The organism is Streptomyces sp. NPDC051173 (assembly GCF_040689515.1).
Classification (GTDB): Bacteria; Actinomycetota; Actinomycetes; order Streptomycetales; family Streptomycetaceae; genus Streptomyces.
In genome coordinates this window covers 20,871-39,316 of record NZ_JBFBBD010000065.1, presented here as the reverse complement: position 1 = coordinate 39,316, position 18,446 = coordinate 20,871, and the positions used below count along the sequence as shown (strand labels likewise).

Here is an 18,446-nt window from a genome sequence, read left to right as displayed (position 1 = left end):
AGGGGACGCCGCTGGCGAAGGAGTGGAACCTCACCCCGCAGCGCGCGCTGCGGATGCATGTGCCCGCCGCGCTGCCGCCCGCGCCGCGAGACGGCCGCATGCGCGGCTTCTGAGCCGGGCCGAGTCACCCCGGGCCCGGCCGTCGGGGCCCGGGCCTCCGCCGCGTCCCCGCCTCGCCCGCGCTTCTCGCGTACTCGTACCGGACCGTGCCTGTCCGGGGCAGCCCCCGGACCTCCGGCCTCTTGCCTACTTGTTGCGCCCGCGCTTCTCGCGCACTCGCACGGAGATGTGGATCGGCGTCCCCTCGAAGCCGAACTCCTCGCGGAGGCGGCGCTCGATGAAGCGACGGTAGCCCGCCTCCAGGAAGCCGGAGGCGAAGAGCACGAAGCGCGGCGGCTTGGTGCCCGCCTGCGTGCCGAAGAGGATGCGCGGCTGCTTGCCACCGCGGACCGGGTGCGGGTTGGAGGCGACGATCTCACCGAGGAAGGCGTTCAGCCGCCCGGTGGGGATACGGGTCTCCCAGCCCGCGAGGGCCGTCTCGATCGCCGGTACGAGCTTCTCCATGTGCCGGCCCGTACGCGCCGAGACGTTGACCCGCGGCGCCCACGCGACCTGCGCGAGCTCGGTCTCGATCTCGCGCTCCAGGTAGTAGCGGCGCTCCTCGTCGAGGGTGTCCCACTTGTTGAACGCGACGACCATCGCACGCCCGGCCTCGACGGCCATGGTGATGATCCGCTGGTCCTGGACGCTGATCGACTCGCTGCAGTCGATCAGGATGACGGCGACCTCGGCCTTCTCCACGGCGGCGGCGGTGCGCAGCGACGCGTAGTAGTCCGCGCCCTCCTGGAGGTGGACGCGGCGGCGGATGCCGGCGGTGTCCACGAACTTCCAGGTCACGCCGCCGAGCTCGATCAGCTCGTCGACCGGGTCGCGGGTGGTGCCGGCCAGCTCGTTGACGACGACGCGCTCCTCGCCCGCGACCTTGTTCAGCAGGGAGGACTTGCCGACGTTGGGGCGGCCGATCAGCGCGATGCGGCGGGGGCCGCCGATGCCGGCGCCGCCGAAGGTCTGGGCGGGCGCCTCGGGCAGCGCTTCCAGGACCGCGTCGAGCATGTCGCCGGTGCCACGGCCGTGCAGGGCGGAGACCGGGTGCGGCTCGCCCAGGCCCAGCGACCACAGGGCGGCGGCGTCGGCCTCGCCGGACTGGCCGTCGACCTTGTTGGCGCAGAGCACGACGGGCTTGCCGGCCCGGCGCAGCAGCTTGACGACGGCCTCGTCGGTGTCGGTGGCGCCGACGGTGGCGTCCACGACGAAGACGACCGCGTCGGACGCCTCGATCGCGTACTCCGCCTGTGCGGCCACGGAGGCGTCCAGGCCGAGGACGTCCTGCTCCCAGCCGCCGGTGTCGACGACCTTGAAGCGGCGGCCGGCCCACTCTGCCTCGTAGGTGACGCGGTCGCGGGTGACGCCGGGCTTGTCCTGGACCACGGCCTCGCGGCGGCCGATGATGCGGTTCACCAGGGTCGACTTGCCGACGTTGGGGCGGCCGACGACGGCGAGCCGGGGCAGCGGGCCGTGGCCCGCCTCCTCCAGGGCGCCCTCGATCTCCGAGGCGTCGAAGCCTTCCTGCGCCGCGAGCTCCATGAACTCCGCAAACTCGGCGTCGCCAAGCTCACCGTGCTCGTCGCCGGAGTGGATCTGGTCGTTCATGAAGTCCGTTCCTCGTTCATCGTCATCGGTGGTCCGCTGTGCGCGGCCCACTACTCGAAGTCTCGTGGGGTCCGGGGGGTCTCCCCCGGACTGACACCGGGGCGGCCGGTGAGCCGCCTGGCGTCGGCCAGGTGCGCGGCGAGGCGCTCCTGGATGCGTACGGTCGCCTGGTCCAGCGCCGTGCGCGTGCGCCGTCCGCTGCCGTCCCCCGCCTCGAAGGCGTCGCCGAAGACGACGTCGACGCGGCTGCGCAGCGGCGGCAGGGCCCGTATCGCCCGGCTGCGGCGCTCGGCACTGCCGAGGACCGCGACCGGCACGATCGGTGCCCCGGAGCGGACGGCGAAGTAGGCGAGCCCGGCGCGCAGCGACGCGAAGTCGCCCTCGCCGCGGGTGCCCTCGGGGAAGATCCCCAGGACGCCGCCGTGCTCCAGGACCTCCAGCGCACCGGTGATCGCGGTGCGGTCCGGGCCCGAGCGGTCGACCTTCAGCTGGCCGATGCCGCGCAGGAAGGGGTCCAGCGGTCCGACGAAGGCTTCCTTCTTGATCAGGAAGTGCACCGGCCGGGGCGCGGTGCCCATCAGCATCGGGCCGTCGACGTTGTGGGAGTGGTTGACCGCCATGATGACGGGCCCCGCGGCGGGCACCCGCCAGGCGCCCAGCACACGGGGCTTCCACAGCCCGTACATGAGGCCGATGCCGATCCGCCGGCCGACGGCGGCACCGGACGCGGAGGCCGTCGCGCCGCCCGCCTCACTCACTCCCGGTCACGCTCCGCCGCTCCTCGACCAGGGTGACCACGCACTCGATGACCTGATCGAGCGTCAGATCGGTGGTGTCCACCTCGACCGCGTCGGCGGCCTTGGCCAGCGGGGAGGTCTTGCGGCCGGAGTCGGCGGCGTCCCGCTCGACCAGGGCGGCCTGGGTGGCGGCCAGGTCGGTGGCCTCCTTGCCCTTGAGCTCGCCGCTGCGGCGGGCGGCGCGGGCCTCGGCCGACGCGGTCAGGAAGATCTTGAGGTCGGCGTCGGGCAGCACGGTGGTGCCGATGTCCCGGCCCTCGACGACGATGCCGTGCGGCGCCTCGGCGGCGATGGCCCGCTGGAGCTCGGTCAGCCGGGTGCGGACCTCGGGGACGGCGCTGACGGCGCTGACCGCGGAGGTGACCTCCTGGGTGCGGATGGGCGCCGCGGCGTCGGCCCCGTCGACCATGATGCTCGGCGCGGACGGGTCGGTGCCGGAGACGATCTCCGGCTTGCCCGCGGCGTCGGCCACGGCGGCGGCGTCGTCGACGTCGATGCCGTTGCTCAGCATCCACCAGGTGATCGCCCGGTACTGGGCGCCGGTGTCCAGGTAGCGCAGCCCGAGCTTCGCGGCCACGGCCTTGGAGGTGCTGGACTTGCCCGTGCCGGAAGGACCGTCGATGCCGACGACGACTGCTGCCGGTGCGATCCGGGCGGCGGTTACGGCATTGCCGGCGTTGTTCACGGTGTGGGACACCTTCCTCGTGCACGGGGGTTACGTTTCGGCAGTGCGGACGGTGAGTCCTATACAGCCTCAGACAAGGTTACTGGCTCACCGCCCGTCCTCTCGCCGGGCCTACTGCCGGATCGACCAGCCGCGGTCCGTCAGGGCCGCCACCAGCACCGGCACGGCGCGCGGCTCGACCATCAGCTGCATCAGGCCCGCCTGCTGGCCGGTGGCGTGCTCGATGCGGACGTCCTCGATGTTGACACCCGCCCGGCCCGCGTCGGCGAAGATGCGGGCCAGCTCGCCCGGCTGGTCGCCGATGAGGACGGTCACCGTCTCGTACGCCGTGGGGGCCGCGCCGTGCTTGCCCGGGACCCGGCCGCGGCCCGCGTTGCCGCGGCGCAGGACGTCCTCGACGCCGGCCGCGCCCGCCTCCCGGTCGTCCTTGTCCGCAGAGGCCAGCGCGCGAAGGGCCCGCACCGTCTCGTCGAGGTCGGCGGCGACGGCGGAGAGGATCTCCGCGACGGGGCCGGGGTTGGCGGAGAGGATGTCCAGCCACAGCCGCGGGTCGGAGGCCGCGATCCGGGTGACGTCGCGGATGCCCTGGCCGCACAGGCGCACGGCGGTCTCGTCGGCGTCCTGGAGGCGGGCCGCGACCATGCTGGAGACCAGCTGCGGGGTGTGGGAGACGAGGGCGACGGCCCGGTCGTGGGCGTCGGCGTCCATGACGACGGGGACGGCCCGGCACAGGGAGACGAGTTCGAGCGCGAGGTTGAGGACCTCGGTGTCGGTCTCGCGGGTGGGGGTGAGCACCCAGGGGCGGCCCTCGAAGAGATCGGCGGTGCCCGCGAGGGGACCGGAGCGCTCCCGGCCGGCCATGGGGTGCGTGCCGAGGTAGCCGCTGAGGTCGCAGCCCAGCGCCTCCAGGTCGCGGCGGGGACCGCCCTTGACGCTGGCGACGTCGAGATAGCCGCGGGCCCGCCCGCCGCGTATGGCCTCGGCGAGGGTCTCGGCGACGTGCGCGGGGGGTACGGCGACGACGGCGAGGTCGACGCGGCCTTCGGGCTCCTCGTCCGTGCCGGCGCCGAGTGCGGCGGCCGTACGGGCCTGGGCGGGGTCGTGGTCCATGAGGTGGACCCGGACCCCGCGGCTGTGGAGCGCGAGCGCGACCGAGGTGCCGATCAGTCCGGTACCGATGACGAGAGCGGTTCTCACTGACGGTGTCCTTGCGGAGAGCGGAGAGTGCCTGCCCAGCCTAAGCGCTCCGCCGGAGGCCGAGTGCGTCGCCCGCGGGCCCGTCGTGGCCGGTCGCGCCCGCACGGCGGAGCCGTATGACGCCACGGTCCCACGGCCCCTCCGGGCGCGGCCGAACCGCTCGGGCCGTGCCCGCCGCGTCCCGTGCACGGGCTCCGCGCCACACCCGGAGGCCGCGCCCGGCGATGGTCCGCCCGCGGAGCCCGGCGACCCGGTACAACCATGTACATGATCTACCACGTGGTGCCCCTGGACGACTGGCTGGCCGTGCCCGACCGCCCGTACTCCCCCGCCTCCCTCTCCGACGACGGCTTCGTGCACTGCTCCCCCGACGAGGAGATGACGCTCGCGGTGACCTCCGCCTTCTACCGCGACACCCCAGGCCCGCTGATGGTGCTGCTGATCGACGAGCACAAGCTGGACGTGATGGTCCGCTGGGAGGCGGCGGACCCGGCGCCGCCGCCCGGGGTGGCGCCCGGCACGCTCTTCCCGCACGTCTTCGGCCGGATCAACCGCGAGGCCGTGGAGGGGATGATGGAGATCCAGCGCGACGAGGAGGGCCGGGCGACGGGGCTCGCGGTCTGGTCGTGACGCACGTGTGCCGTACGGGCCGGGTGGACCGGCCCGTACGGCACACGGGAAGCAGCCGGGCTGCGGCGGGCAGGCTAAAGCTCGACCTCGCGCATCAGCATGCCGACCTCGGTGTTCGTCAGGCGGCGCAGCCAGCCCGACTTCTGGTCGCCCAGCGCGATCGGCCCGAAGGAGGTGCGGACCAGCTTCTCCACCGGGAAGCCCGCCTCGGCCAGCATCCGCCGGACGATGTGCTTGCGGCCCTCGTGGAGCGTGACCTCGACCAGGTAGTTCTTGCCGGTCTGCTGGATCACGCGGAAGTTGTCCGCGCGGGCCCAGCCGTCCTCGAGCTCGATGCCGCTCTTGAGCTGCTTGCCGATGTCGCGCGGCAGCGGGCCCGTGATGGCCGCGAGGTAGGTCTTCTGGACGCCGTAGCGGGGGTGCGTCAGGCGGTGGGCCAGCTCACCGTGGTTGGTGAGCAGGATGATGCCCTCGGTCTCCGTGTCGAGACGGCCGACGTGGAAGAGCCGGGTCTCGCGGTTGGTGACGTAGTCGCCGAGGCACTGGCGGCCGTCGGGGTCCTCCATGGTGGAGACGACGCCGGCCGGCTTGTTGAGCGCGAAGAAGAGGTACGACTGGGTGGCGACGGTCAGGCCGTCCACCTTGATCTCGTCCTTCTCCGGGTCGACCCGGAGGCCCTGCTCGGTGACGATCTGACCGTTGACCTCGACGCGGGCCTGGTCGACGAGTTCCTCGCAGGCGCGGCGCGAGCCCATGCCGGCCCGGGCCAGCACCTTCTGCAGGCGCTCGCCTTCCTGCTCGGCGCCGGGGAAGGTCTTGGGGGTCTTCACCTGGGGCTTGTTGTGCCGCTCCCGGTTGCGCTCCTCGATCTTGGCGTCGAGCTCGCGCGGGCGGGCCGGGGCGTAGCCGTGGCCGCGGGCGGGCCCGCTGCTGCGCCCGCCGGAGCCGGCCGTGGAGCTCTTGCGCGGGCCGCCCTTGGCGCCACCGCGGGCGGACGCGCCGCGGCCGCTGGTGGGACCGCTGGTGCGGCCGCTGTTGGCGCCACTGCGGGTGCGCTCGGCGTCGGGGCCCACGTCGTAGCGGCGCTCCTCGGGGCGCGGCCGGCGCGGGCGCTCCTGCTGCCGGTCATCACGTCGGTCGTCGCGACGGTCATTACCACGGTCGTCGCGGCGGTCGCCCCGCCGGTCGTCGCGGCGATCGTCACGACGGTCGTCCCGCCGGTCACCGGCGCGCCCGCCGTCGAAACGCCCGCCGGAGCGGCCGCTCTCGGGGCGCCCGCCCGAGCGGCCGCCGTCGAAGCGACCGCCCTCGGAGCGCCCGCCGCCCGAGCGCGCGCCGCCGGAGCGCCCGCCCCCGGACGACGGCCGGGGGGACCCTCCTCGGGCGCCCCGGTCGTCCCGGTTGCCGCTTCCGCTGTTCCTGCCGCTGCTTCGCATCAAAGTTCCGTCTTGTCGTCTGCGTCGGTGTCCGGTGCGTCCGGATCGAACGACGGCACACCTTCTTGAGTGTCGCCCTCGATCGCGTCCGCCTCGGGGAGGAAGGGCGCGAGCTCCGGGAGCTCGTCCAGGCCCCTCAGGCCCATTCGTTCCAGAAAGTAGTTCGTCGTCCTGTACAGGATCGCACCTGTTTCGGGTTCCGTCCCCGTCTCCTCCACCAGACCGCGCTGGAGGAGGGTGCGCATGACGCCGTCGCAGTTCACCCCGCGTACGGCGGAGACCCGCGAACGGCTGACCGGCTGACGGTACGCGACAACGGCCAGGGTCTCCAGCGCGGCCTGGGTCAGCCGCGCCTGGCGGCCGTCCAGGACGAAGCTCTCGACGGCGTCGGCGTACGCGGCCCGGGTGGCGAAGCGCCAGCCCCCGGCGACGTTCCGCAGCTCGAAGCCGCGCTCCTGGAGGGTGTACTCGTCGGCCAGTTCGCGCAGCGCGTCCGCCACCTCGCGGTGGCCGCGCTCCAGGACGCGGGCGAGGTACTCCTCGCCCACCGGCTCGTCGACGACCATGAGGACGGCTTCCAGGGCGGGCTTCAGCGGGAGCCCGGCCACGTCGCGCAGCCCGGCGGGGTCCGAGCGGGCGGGGATCTCCCCGGTGGCGTTGTCGTGGGTCACGCTGTGGCCTCCCCGGCCTCGCCGGCCGTGCTCTCGCGGTCGAATTCGTCGGTCACCAGCGGCTCGTCCTCGCCCTCGGCACCGGTCCAGCGGACCGTCAGCGCGCCCAGGGCCTCGTCCTGGTCGAGGGCGACGGCGCGCTCGCGGTAGAGCTCCAGCAGCGCCAGGAAGCGGGCGACGACGGTCAGGGTGTCGGGGGCGTCCGCGGTGAGCTGCCCGAAGCTCGCCCGCCCCGCCGAGCGCAGCCGGGCCACCACGACGGCGGCCTGTTCCTGGACGCTGACCAGCGGTGCGTGGATGTGTTCGACGTAGACCTGCGGCGCGGCCTTGGGCCGCATCGCCTTGACGGCGAGCTCGGCCAGGCCCTGCGGGCCGATGCCGAGGACGACCTCGGGCAGCAGTTCGGCGTGGTGCGGCTCCAGCCCGACCGTACGGGGGTGGCGGCGCTCCTCGGCCGCCAGCCGCTCGCCGAAGATGTCGGCGATCTTCTTGAAGGCGCGGTACTGCAGCAACCGGGCGAAGAGCAGGTCCCTGGCCTCCAGGAGGGCGAGGTCGGCCTCGTCCTCGACCTCGGCGGCGGGCAGCAGCCGGGCCGTCTTGAGGTCCAGCAGCGTCGCGGCCACGACCAGGAACTCGGTGGTCTGGTCGAGGTCCCAGTCCGGGCCCATGGCGCGGAGGTGCGCCATGAACTCGTCGGTGACCTTGGACAGGGCGACCTCGGTGACGTCCAGCTTGTGCTTGGAGATCAGCTGGAGCAGCAGGTCGAACGGCCCCTCGAAGTTGTCGAGCCGCACGGTGAACCGGCCGTCGCCCTCCCGCCGCTCCTCGGGGGCGGGCGCCGCGTCACCGCCGCCGGCCGCGGGCGGCCGCGCGCCGGGCCCGTGGCCGAGGGCGCGGCGGGCATGGGGGGCATACGGGGCGGGGACGGCGGGCGGGGCGGGCATGGGATTCGGTCGCTGTCCAGGGGTCGCGGGTGGTACGGGGCCGGTCCGGGGGCAGCCCCGCGGCTCGTACGCACCCGTACGGGCCTGTGGGGGCCGCTGCGGGCCGCCGGGGGCGGCGCCGCGCTTCCGGACGGGCAGGCTATCGGCGAACGCGCTCAGCGGCCGCGCAGGCGGCGCACGAGGATGCTCGCGTCGCCCCGCGACTCCAGGTCGGCGAGGACGACGGCGACGGCCTCGCGGACGATCCTGCCGCGGTCGACGGCCAGGCCGTGCTCGCCGCGCAGCACCAGCCGGGCGTGTTCGAGGTCCATGAGCTCCTCGGCGGAGACATAGACGGTGATCTTCTCGTCGTGCCGCTCGCGGCCGCTGGGTCTGCGGTTGGCGGCCCGGCCGCGGCGGCGGCCCTGGGCCGGGGCGACGGGCTCGCCGCGGGTGCGGTCGGGGGTCTGCGCGGCGGCGCTGCGCTCGCCCGCGGCCTCCCGCTCGGTGCCGGCCGTGCCCCGCCCGCCGTGCTCGGCCCGGCCCTCGTCACCGCCGCTCTCCGGGGCCTCGGGCTCGGCGGCCGGGCCCGGGACCCGTGGCGCCGCGTCGCCGCTCGCCTGCCGGCGGGGGGAGGACTGCAGTCCGGTCCCCCCGGTGGTGCGGAACAGTTCGTCGGCGCCGGGCAGACTCACTCGGCGTGACACCGGGCGAGCACCTCCCTGGCGAGCTGACGGTAGGCGGCGGCGCCCACGGAGTTGGAGGCGTACGTGGTGATCGGCTCACCCGCGACCGTGGTCTCGGGGAAGCGGACCGTCCGGCCGATGACCGTGTGGTAGACGTGGTCGTCGAACGCCTCGACCACGCGTGCGAGCACCTCGCGGCTGTGCACGGTCCGCGAGTCGTACATCGTGGCGAGGATGCCGTCGAGCTCCAGCTCGGGGTTGAGCCGCTCCTGGACCTTCTCGATCGTCTCGGTGAGCAGGGCCACACCGCGCAGCGCGAAGAACTCGCACTCCAGCGGCACGATCACCTTGTGAGCCGCCGTCAGCGCGTTGACGGTGAGCAGGCCGAGCGAGGGCTGGCAGTCGATGACGATGTAGTCGTAGTCGGCCAGCAGCGGCTTCAGGGCGCGCTGGAGCGTCGACTCGCGCGCGACCTCGCTGACGAGCTGGACCTCGGCCGCTGACAAATCGATATTGCTGGGCAGCAGGTCCATGTTGGGCACGGCCGTCTTCAGGAGCACCTCGTCGGCCGACATGCCCCGCTCCATGAGCAGGTTGTAGACCGTCAGGTCGAGCTCCATCGGGTTGACGCCGAGGCCGACCGAGAGCGCGCCCTGCGGGTCGAAGTCGACGAGCAGCACCCGGCGTCCGTACTCCGCGAGTGCCGCGCCCAGGTTGATGGTCGAGGTGGTCTTGCCGACCCCGCCCTTCTGGTTGCACATCGCGATGATCTTCGCGGGGCCGTGGTCGGTCAGCGGACCGGGGATGGGGAAGTACGGCAGGGGACGCCCGGTGGGGCCGATGCGCTCGCGGCGCTGCCGGGCAGCGTCGGGCGCGAGGGTGGCCGCGTACTCGGGGTCGGGCTCGTACTCCGCGTCAGGGTCGTAGAAGTGCCCCTCGGGCACGTCCTCGTAGTCGGCGAGCCGGGCGGAATCCGCTCCGCCGCGGTCGCCGGCCATGGCGTTCACGTGATGGCCGTCCATGCTCTGGTGGGCTGTCGGTGTGCTCTGGATGTTCTGGTGTGCCGCGAAGGTGTGGACAGCGACGGAGCCGACAGCTTCGAGTCCCACGGGACTCTGGCCCTGCGCAGACATTCCTGGGTGACCACCCCCGGGAGCAAATGTCGACTCATTCACAAGTCGTCCTACCTCCTTGGTGACCAGGAAACATCTAGATAGGTCAGCGTTGCACCATGCCGACGGTTGGCGACTCTATGGCGTGTCGGCGGTCCGCAGCAACACAATCCGCCGGAGACGGCACGATGTGTCGGCAATCGAACACCCTTCTGTCAAGGGCGTGCGACCTATTGCCCGGAAGTTTCGCGGGCCCTCAAAACGGCCCGGAAACGGCCGCGAAACGCCCCGGCCGGGCCTTGTGGAGCAAGGCCCGGCCGGGTGCGCGTTCTTGGTGTGCCGTGTTGACGACTCAGCCGAGGAGGTCGCTCAGTTCGAGGTGCGGCAGCCCGTGCGCCTCGGCGACGGGGCCGTAAACGACCTGTCCCTCGTGGGTGTTGAGGCCCTTGGCGAGCGCGGCGTCGCGGCGCAGCGCCTCCTGCCAGCCGCGGTTGGCCAGCTCCACGATGTAGGGCAGCGTGGCGTTGGTCAGCGCGTAGGTGGAGGTGTTCGGGACCGCGCCGGGCATGTTCGCGACGCAGTAGAACACCGAGTCGTGGACCTCGAAGGTCGGCTCCGCGTGGGTGGTCGGCTTCGAGTCCTCGAAGCAGCCGCCCTGGTCGATCGCAATGTCGACAAGTACACTTCCGGGCTTCATCTTGGCGACGAGCTCGTTGGTGACCAGCTTCGGGGCCTTGGCGCCCGGGATGAGGACGGCGCCGATGACGAGGTCGGCCTCGACGACGGCCTTCTCCAGCTCGAAGGCGTTGGAGACGATCGTCTGCACCTTGGTGCCGAAGACCTTGTCGGCCTCACGGAGCTTGTTGACGTCCTTGTCGAGCAGGGTGACGTGGAAGCCCATGCCGACGGCGATCTGCGCGGCGTTCCAGCCGGAGACGCCGCCGCCGATGACGACGGCCTTGCCCGCGGCGACACCCGGGACGCCGCCCGGCAGCACGCCGCGGCCGCCGGCCGCGCGCATCAGGTGGTAGGCGCCGACCTGCGGGGCCAGCCGGCCCGCGACCTCGGACATCGGGGCGAGCAGCGGCAGCGCGCGGTTCGCGGTCTCGACCGTCTCGTACGCGATGGCGGTGGTGCCGGACTGGAGCAGCGCGTCGGTGCACTCGCGGGAGGCCGCGAGGTGCAGGTAGGTGAAGAGCGTCTGGCCCTTGCGGAGGCGGTGGTACTCCTCGGCGATCGGCTCCTTGACCTTCAGCAGGAGGTCGGCGGTCTCCCAGACCTCGTCGGCGGTCTCCAGGATGTTCGCGCCCGCGGCCGTGTACTCGGCGTCCGTGATGGAGGAGCCGACACCGGCGCCCTGCTCCACGTAGACCTGGTGGCCGTTGCGCACGAGCTCATGCACGCCGGCGGGCGTGATGGCCACGCGGAACTCGTTGTTCTTGACCTCGCGGGGGATGCCGACCTTCACGTCGATCACGGTCCTTGAATCAGAGAATGACAGGCTATTCCGGAAATGCCGGGGCACACCAGAGCAGACCGCGGCGATCGCGGCCCAACCAGTCTAATGAAGGATCTCGCCCTGTCTAGCCTTGCAAAGCACCAATCTTCTGGCGATCAACTACTGGTTTCGTAGGTAACCCTCGGTTGATGGGGGCTCGCACCGAGCAGCCGGGGCGACGGGGGCCGCGGCGGGATCCACGGTGGGGTCCGCGGCGGGGCTCGCGGAGGTCCCCGCCGGGTCCGCGCCACCGGCCGTGACCGGGCGCGCGAGGGAGGACTCAGCTGCGGATATCGCACCGCCACCGGCCTCCGGCACCGGCCCCGCGCCCGCCGCCAGCAGCCGCCCGGCCTCCTCCCGGTGCACCCCGGCGGCCGTGGGGTCGCCGAGCCGCTCCAGGGTGTCCGCCAGCCGCAGCCGCACCGCCGCCTGGAGCCGTACGTCACCCGCCTGCCGCGCGCACTCCACCGCCTCCCGGCACGTGCGCAGCGCGTCCTGCGGGCGGCCCGCGTACTCCTGCACCCGGGCGATCTCGGTCAGCGCGCGGGCGTGCCCCGGCAGATCGCGCAGCCTGCGGTGGGCGGCCGCCGCCGCGCGCCAGTCGCGCAGCGCCTCGCCCCACTGCCCCGCGTAGGCGTGGACGGCGCCCAGCCGCCCGTACAGCCGCGCCTCGTCGGCGAGTTCACCGCGCGTCAGCCGCAGCTCCAGCGCCCGGCCGTACCAGTCGGCGGCCCGCTGCCAGTCGCCCAGCTCCTGCTGCGCGGCGGCGATCGACTCCAGCGACCGGCTGATGGCGTACGGGTCACAGGCGTCGCGCGCCGCGTCCAGCGCCTCGCGGTAGCGGCCCAGCGCGGTGCGGGTGCGGCCGGCGCGGGCGTCGAGGTCGCCGAGGTTCAGCAGGGCCGCCGCCTTCTCCAGCGGCATCTCGCAGCGCTGCGCCACGTCCAGCACGAGCTGGTGCAGCCCGTACAGCTCCGGGCCCGCCTCCTCGGGCCCCAGATGGGCCGTCAGCGCCCTGGTCAGCGCGGAGACCAGCCGCCGCGCGAGGGTGTCGAGGCGGCCGTCCTCGACCGCCAGCCGCGCCGCCGCGAGCAGCGCGGGCAGCCGTCCCCGCAGCCACTCCTCGGCGGCCCGCGGCGAGGGGAAGCGCAGCGGCCGCGGCAGCTCGGCGAGCCGCTTGCGGGTCAGCGGGTCGCACGTCTCGGTGGTCGCCCGGCACGAGTGCAGCTGACGCACCGTCCGCTCCAGCATCCGGGCCCGCGCCAGCTCGACCTCCGCGGGCCGCTCCTGGGTCTCCAGCAGCGACCGCAGCATCGGCGCCAGGCAGCCGGGCACCCGGTACTGCGCCGGCACGTGGCCCACCGCGGGCTCGGGGCGCAGCATGCCCCGTGCGGCGAAGTCCTCCAGCGCGGTCTGCGCGGCGGCCACCGAGCAGCCCGCCAGCGCGGAGGTCGTGTGCGCGTCGGCCGGGCCGGCCGGGGCCAGCGCCAGCAGCCGCAGCATCCGGGCGGCGGGCGGCGGCAGCGCCTCGTGGGCGAGCCAGAAGGCGCGCGCGACCGTGCGGCCCGCGCTGTCGTAGCCCTCGGCGGGCGGCAGCTCGCGCAGCCGGGTGGCGACGTCGGCGACGGAGACCTTGGAGTCGGCCGCCAGCCAGCCGCCGATCAGGACGAGCGCGGCGGGCTGGCCGCCGCACTCCTCCACGACGGCGCTCGCGGCCACCGGGTCGCAGGTGATCCTGGTCGGCCCGGCGTACCGTTCCAGCAGCTCTATGGCCGCCGCCTTCTCCAGGCCGCCCAGGGTGCAGGGCCGCACGTCGGGCACACCGGTCAGCGGGCCCCGGGAGACGGCGACGACCAGGCAGTCGGACTCGTCCGGCAGCAGCGGGTCCACCTGCTCGGCGCCCGACGCGTCGTCGAGGAACAGCAGCGCCTTGCGCCCGTTGAGCGCCGTGCGCAGCGCCGCCGTCAGCTCGTCCTCCTCCGCCCCGGCGGGCACGGGCGCGCCGACGGCGGTGAGCAGGGCGCGGGCGGTGCGCTCGGTGGGCACGGGCTCGCCGTCGGCGCCCGTGAGGCGGGCGCGCAGCACGCCGTCGGGGTAGTCGCCGGCGAGCCTGCGGGCGAGCTCCTCGGCGAGCGCCGTACGGCCGGAGCCGGGGCGCCCGGCGATCAGGAGGACCCTGCTGCGGGGCGACTTGCGGCCCGCGAGGGTGTCGAGTCCGGTGCGGTCGATGTCGGCCCGCAGCTCCTCCAGCTCACGGCGGCGCCCGACGAACACCGGTCGCTGCGGCTGCGTCACGGGGCCCACTCTCTTCCCTGCACGCCCTGAGCCTAGTTCACGCTCCGGTGGGGTCCCGGACACGCGACGCCCGCTCCGTGAAGATCACCTATTCGGTTCTCCGGACGGTCGGAGGAAAATCCGGGCGGGCCCCGGCGGCGCCGCTACGCCTCGAAGGGCCGGGCCGGCCACGGGGCGTCCGCGGGCCGCAGCGCGGCCAGGCCCGCCGCGCCGTCGCGGAGCACGGCCGTCAGCGCCAGCGCGCCCACCACCAGGCAGTTGTTGTGCAGCTCTCCCGCGAGCGCGCCCCGCACCAGCTCCTCCAGCGGCACGCGGGCGAACTCCATGTCGGCCTCCTCCTCGGAGACCTCGAAGCGCTCGCCCTCCGCCTCGGAGAGGTCGCGGGCCAGGAAGATCCGGATGGCCTCGTCGCAGCCGCCAGGGGTGGTGTAGATGTCGGTGAGGACCCGCCAGTCCTCGGCCTTGACGTGCACCTCCTCGAAGAGCTCGCGCTGGGCGGCGTGCAGCGGGTTCTCGCCGGGGACGTCGAGCAGCCCGGCGGGGATCTCCCACAGCTTCTGGCGCACGGGGTGGCGGTACTGCTTGAGGACCAGTACCCGGCCCCGCTCGTCGAGGGCGAGGACGGCGACCGAGCCGGGGTGCACCTGATAGTCGCGCTTGACGGTGGAGCCGTCCGGCATGACGACCTCGTCCGTGCGCACGCCGGTCTTGTTGCCGGTGAAGGGGGTCGCGGTCGCGGTGACCCGCCACTCCTCGGGGGTGTCCTTGATGCCCATTGCTATGTCCTCCAGAAAACAGAAAACCGGGGTGGGGGCCCGGAAGGCCCCCACCCCGGCAACCGTATAGGTCAGCCCTGCTTGCGCTCGACGGCCGCCTTCACCAGGCCCGCGAAGAGCGGGTGCGGGCGGGTCGGGCGGGAGCGCAGCTCCGGGTGCGCCTGGGTGGCGACCAGGTAGGGGTGCGCCTCGCGCGGGTACTCGACGTACTCGACGAGCTTGTTGTCGGGGGACGTGCCCGAGAAGACCAGGCCGGCCTTCTCCAGCTCCGCGCGGTAGGAGTTGTTGACCTCGTAGCGGTGGCGGTGGCGCTCCTCGACGTAGGGCTCGTCCGCGTAGACCTCGCGGACGATGGAGCCCTCGGCGAGCTTCGCCGGGTACATGCCCAGCCGCATGGTGCCGCCCATGTCGCCCTCACCGGCGACGATGTCCAGCTGCTCGGCCATGGTGGAGATCACCGGGTTGGCGGTGGCCGGGTCGAACTCGGTGGAGTTGGCGCCCTCGATGCCGGCGAGGTTGCGCGCGGCCTCGATGACCACGCACTGCAGGCCCAGGCACAGGCCCAGCAGCGGGACCTTGTTCTCGCGGGCGTAGGTGATCGCGCCGACCTTGCCGTTCACACCGCGGTCGCCGAAGCCGCCCGGGATGCAGATCGCGTCGACGTCGCCGAGCTGCTTCTGCGCGCCGGCCGGGGTCTTGCAGTCGTCGGAGGCGACCCACTTGACCTTGACCTTGGCACGGTTGGCGAAGCCGCCGGCGCGGATCGCCTCGGTGACCGAGAGGTAGGCGTCGGGCAGGTCGATGTACTTGCCGACGAGCGCGACGGTGACCTCGTGCGCGGGGTTGTGGACGCGGTCCAGCAGGTCCTCCCACTGGGTCCAGTTCACATCGCGGAACGGCAGGTCCAGCTTGCGGACGACATAGGCGTCCAGGCCCTCGGTGTGCAGCACCTTGGGGATGTCGTAGATCGACGGGGCGTCGATCGCGGCGACCACGGCGGCCTCGTCGACGTCGCACATCAGCGAGATCTTGCGCTTGATGGCGGTCGGGACCTCGCGGTCGGCGCGCAGCACGATCGCGTCGGGCTGGATGCCGATGTTGCGCAGGGCGGCGACGGAGTGCTGGGTCGGCTTGGTCTTCAGCTCGCCGGAGGGGCCGATGTAGGGCAGCAGCGAGATGTGCACGACGAAGACGTTGTCACGGCCGACCTCGTGGCGGACCTGACGGACCGTCTCCAGGAACGGCAGCGACTCGATGTCGCCGACGGTGCCGCCGACCTCGGTGATGACGACGTCGACGTCGTCGGTCGCCATGCGCCGGATGCGGTGCTTGATCTCGTTGGTGATGTGCGGGATGACCTGCACGGTGTCGCCCAGGTACTCGCCGCGCCGCTCCTTGGCGATCACGGTGGAGTAGACCTGGCCGGTGGTGACGTTGGCGGACCCGTCGAGGTCCACGTCGAGGAAGCGCTCGTAGTGACCGATGTCCAGGTCGGTCTCGGCGCCGTCGTTGGTGACGAACACCTCGCCGTGCTGGAACGGGTTCATCGTGCCCGGGTCGACGTTCAGGTACGGGTCGAGCTTCTGCATCGTGACCCGCAGCCCCCGCGCCTTGAGCAGCGCGCCCAGGCTGGAGGCGGTCAGGCCCTTGCCGAGCGAGGAGGCGACACCCCCCGTGACGAAGAGGTGCTTGGTCGTCGTGGGCTTTGCGGCAATGGCCAAAGGGGGGCTCCCGTGGTCGCGAGGTGAGGTGCGTATCGGCGACCACCCGGTCTCTTCGGGGGGTGCCGTCGCTGCGGTTGGGGGGTCTTGCGCCCACCGGTCCACGGGGTACCAGGGTATCAGCGCCCCGGCCCGTACGCGTCCGGTGACGCGTGGGCCCCCTCCGCGGGGGCGCTCCCCGGGCCCTCCCGAGGGGCCCGCGGACCCGCTCCCCGGCCCCGTCCCGCACCGCTGTCCCAGGCCACCCGTTCGGCTCAGATTCGTTCCCCGACCGTCGCGCGTCACACCAACTCCGCGTCGTATCCTGCTCGGACACATGCAGCGAGCCGGCCGGCACGGCACCACCCACGCCTCTCTCCGGAACAAGAGCTCGTCTAAAGATCGCTTGACCGCAAGAGGGCCCCGCGGGGTCCCGTGGCCGTTCGACTGGAGATGACGTGGCCGGGCGTATCGAGGATTACGCACTCATCGGTGACATGCAGACCGCCGCCCTGGTCTGCCGGGACGGCACGGCCGACTGGCTGTGCCTCCCGCGCTTCGACTCCCACGCCGCCTTCGCCGGCCTGCTCGGCACGGAGGAACACGGCTTCTGGCGGGTCGGCCCCGCGCACCCCTCGGGGGCCGCGCCACCGCGGGCCGACCGCCGCCGGTACCGGGGGGACTCCCTCGTGCTCGAATCCGAGTGGGACACCCCGCGCGGCACCGTGCGGGTGATCGACTTCATGCCCCCGCGCGACGGGGCGCCCCAGCTGATCAGGATCGTGGAGGGCGTCAGCGGCCGGGTGCCGATGCGCTCGGCGCTGCGGATGCGCTTCTCCTACGGCCGCGTCGTGCCCTGGGTGCACAAGGTCGGCGACCGCACCGTGGCCGTGGCCGGGCCCGACTCGGTGTGGCTGGACACCACCGCCGACACCTTCGGCAAGGACCTCACGACCTACTCCGACTTCACCGTCGCCCCCGGCGAGCGCGTCGCGCTGACCATCAGCTGGCAGCCCTCGCACCACGACGCCCCGGCGCTGCCCGACCCGGAGGGGTCGCTGGTGGCCACCGAGGAGTTCTGGCGGGAGTGGGTCGAGCACTGCACGTACCACGGCCCCTACCGGGACGCCGTCGTCCGCTCGCTGATCACGCTCAAGGCGCTCACGTACGCCCCGACCGGCGGCATCGTCGCCGCGCCGACCACCTCCCTGCCCGAGGACATCGGCGGCTCCCGGAACTGGGACTACCGCTTCACCTGGCTGCGGGACGCGGCGATCACCCTCTCCTCGCTGCTGCGCACCGGCTACCGCGAGGAGGCCCGCGCCTGGCGCGAGTGGCTGCTGCGCGCGGTCGCGGGCGACCCCGAGAACCTCCAGATCATGTACGGCATCGCCGGCGAGAGGGAGCTGGGCGAGGCGGAGCTGACCTGGCTGCCGGGGTACGAGAACTCCCGGCCCGTGCGCATCGGCAACGGCGCCGCCGGCCAGCTCCAGCTCGACGTCTACGGCGAGGTCACCGAGGCGCTGCACCTCGCCCACATGACCGGCCTCGCCCGCAACGACTACGCGAGCCTGCTCCAGCTGCGCCTGATCGGCTATCTGGAGGACCACTGGAACGAGCCCGACGAGGGCATCTGGGAGGTCCGCGGCCCGCGCCGGCACTTCGTCCACTCCAAGGTCATGGCCTGGGTCGCGGTGGACCGCACCATCAAGCTCATCGAGTCCGGCGACGTCGACGGCCCCCTGGAGCGCTGGCGCGAGCTGCGCGAGGACATCCACCGCGACGTGTGCGAGAAGGGCTACGACAAGGAACGCAACACCTTCACCCAGTCCTACGGGTCGAAGGAGCTGGACGCCTCCCTGCTGTTGATCCCGCAGATGGGCTTCCTGCCGCCCGACGACAAGCGCGTCATCGGCACCATCGAGGCGATCCAGCGGGAGCTGTCGACCCCGGACGGCTTCGTCCTGCGCTACCCCACGGCGGGCGACGAGTGCGGCGTGGACGGTCTGGAGGGCGACGAAGGGGCCTTCCTGGCCTGCTCGTTCTGGCTCGCCGACGACCTCGCCATGATCGGCCGGGTCGACGAGGCACGGCAGCTGTTCGAGAAGCTGCTCTCGCTCCGCAACGACCTCGGGCTCCTCGCGGAGGAGTGGGACCCCCGCCTCCAGCGCCAGGTGGGCAACTTCCCGCAGGCGTTCAGCCACGTTCCGCTGATCGACACGGCGCTGCGGCTCACGGCGTCGAGCGCGTTCGGCGGCTGAACCCTCCGGAGACTCCGTCCGGGGGTGCCCCAGAGGTGCCCCCGACGGGCTGGAGACCCGGCCGTCCGG

General features: G+C 73.1%; 15 protein-coding genes. 2 read left to right on the top strand and 13 right to left on the bottom strand.

The annotated features are described in order from the left end of the window. Positions 1–246: 246 nt before the first annotated feature. The 4 genes from der to AB0435_RS26800 form a co-directional block, all read right to left on the bottom strand. Positions 247–1,710, bottom strand: a complete 1,464-nt coding sequence (gene der, locus AB0435_RS26815) for a ribosome biogenesis GTPase Der (protein WP_366007169.1) — start codon at positions 1,708–1,710, stop codon at positions 247–249. 50 nt (positions 1,711–1,760) lie between these two features. Continuing rightward, entirely contained in the window at positions 1,761–2,468 is a 708-nt protein-coding gene (locus AB0435_RS26810; RefSeq protein WP_366007170.1) for a lysophospholipid acyltransferase family protein, read from the bottom strand. Continuing rightward, the gene (gene cmk, locus AB0435_RS26805; RefSeq protein WP_366428133.1) at positions 2,461–3,192 is read right to left on the bottom strand and encodes a (d)CMP kinase; all 732 of its coding nucleotides are present in this window, start codon (positions 3,190–3,192) and stop codon (positions 2,461–2,463) included. Before cmk ends, AB0435_RS26810 begins: the two co-directional genes overlap by 8 nt. Before the next feature lie 111 nt (positions 3,193–3,303). Then, on the bottom strand, positions 3,304–4,389 hold the full coding sequence (locus AB0435_RS26800) for a prephenate dehydrogenase (protein WP_366428132.1): 1,086 nt from the start codon (positions 4,387–4,389) through the stop codon (positions 3,304–3,306). A 267-nt stretch (positions 4,390–4,656) separates the two neighbouring features. On the opposite strand from AB0435_RS26800, the gene AB0435_RS26795 reads away from it, so the two are divergent. Continuing rightward, positions 4,657–5,019 carry a DUF952 domain-containing protein gene (locus AB0435_RS26795; protein WP_366428131.1) on the top strand — a complete coding sequence of 121 codons (363 nt, stop codon included), beginning with the start codon at positions 4,657–4,659 and terminating at the stop codon, positions 5,017–5,019. 74 nt (positions 5,020–5,093) lie between these two features. Here the strand turns inward: AB0435_RS26795 and AB0435_RS26790 are convergent, their stop codons facing one another. The 9 genes from AB0435_RS26790 to AB0435_RS26750 form a co-directional block, all read right to left on the bottom strand. Next, positions 5,094–6,455: a pseudouridine synthase gene (locus AB0435_RS26790; protein ID WP_366007174.1), complete on the bottom strand. Its 1,362-nt coding sequence runs from the start codon at positions 6,453–6,455 to the stop codon at positions 5,094–5,096. Further along, positions 6,455–7,099 (bottom strand): SMC-Scp complex subunit ScpB, encoded by a 645-nt coding sequence (gene scpB / locus AB0435_RS26785; RefSeq protein ID WP_366007186.1) that lies wholly within the window; start codon positions 7,097–7,099, stop codon positions 6,455–6,457. Before scpB ends, AB0435_RS26790 begins: the two co-directional genes overlap by 1 nt. 23 nt (positions 7,100–7,122) lie before the next feature. Beyond that, on the bottom strand, positions 7,123–8,229 hold the full coding sequence (locus AB0435_RS26780) for a segregation/condensation protein A (protein WP_366428136.1): 1,107 nt from the start codon (positions 8,227–8,229) through the stop codon (positions 7,123–7,125). Then, on the bottom strand, positions 8,226–8,756 hold the full coding sequence (locus tag AB0435_RS26775; protein ID WP_366007176.1) for a hypothetical protein: 531 nt from the start codon (positions 8,754–8,756) through the stop codon (positions 8,226–8,228). Before AB0435_RS26775 ends, AB0435_RS26780 begins: the two co-directional genes overlap by 4 nt. Then, complete coding sequence (locus AB0435_RS26770; RefSeq protein WP_366007177.1) at positions 8,741–9,868, bottom strand: ParA family protein; 1,128 nt, start codon at positions 9,866–9,868, stop codon at positions 8,741–8,743. The genes AB0435_RS26775 and AB0435_RS26770 overlap by 16 nt, the downstream gene beginning before the upstream one ends. A 331-nt stretch (positions 9,869–10,199) precedes the next feature. Next, positions 10,200–11,315, bottom strand: coding sequence for an alanine dehydrogenase (gene ald / locus AB0435_RS26765; RefSeq protein WP_366428135.1), 1,116 nt, complete (start codon positions 11,313–11,315; stop codon positions 10,200–10,202). 150 nt (positions 11,316–11,465) lie between these two features. Next, positions 11,466–13,640: a tetratricopeptide repeat protein gene (locus AB0435_RS26760; RefSeq protein ID WP_366007178.1), complete on the bottom strand. Its 2,175-nt coding sequence runs from the start codon at positions 13,638–13,640 to the stop codon at positions 11,466–11,468. 143 nt (positions 13,641–13,783) lie between these two features. Then, positions 13,784–14,416, bottom strand: coding sequence for an NUDIX hydrolase (locus AB0435_RS26755; protein ID WP_366007179.1), 633 nt, complete (start codon positions 14,414–14,416; stop codon positions 13,784–13,786). Between the two features lie 71 nt (positions 14,417–14,487). Next, positions 14,488–16,131 carry a CTP synthase gene (locus tag AB0435_RS26750; RefSeq protein ID WP_366007188.1) on the bottom strand — a complete coding sequence of 548 codons (1,644 nt, stop codon included), beginning with the start codon at positions 16,129–16,131 and terminating at the stop codon, positions 14,488–14,490. Positions 16,132–16,574: 443 nt separating this feature from the next. Here AB0435_RS26750 and AB0435_RS26745 point away from each other — a divergent pair, with 443 nt between their 5' ends. Continuing rightward, complete coding sequence (locus tag AB0435_RS26745; protein WP_366007180.1) at positions 16,575–18,377, top strand: glycoside hydrolase family 15 protein; 1,803 nt, start codon at positions 16,575–16,577, stop codon at positions 18,375–18,377. The last annotated feature ends 69 nt before the right edge of the window (positions 18,378–18,446 follow it).

Coding starts and splice junctions, on each gene's coding strand:
- AB0435_RS26755 (WP_366007179.1), bottom strand. CDS start 14,416: ATGGGCATCAAGGACACCCCCGAGGAGTGGCGGGTCACCGCGACCGCG.
- der (WP_366007169.1), bottom strand. CDS start 1,710: ATGAACGACCAGATCCACTCCGGCGACGAGCACGGTGAGCTTGGCGAC.
- AB0435_RS26790 (WP_366007174.1), bottom strand. CDS start 6,455: ATGCGAAGCAGCGGCAGGAACAGCGGAAGCGGCAACCGGGACGACCGG.
- AB0435_RS26795 (WP_366428131.1), top strand. CDS start 4,657: ATGATCTACCACGTGGTGCCCCTGGACGACTGGCTGGCCGTGCCCGAC.
- AB0435_RS26770 (WP_366007177.1), bottom strand. CDS start 9,868: ATGTCTGCGCAGGGCCAGAGTCCCGTGGGACTCGAAGCTGTCGGCTCC.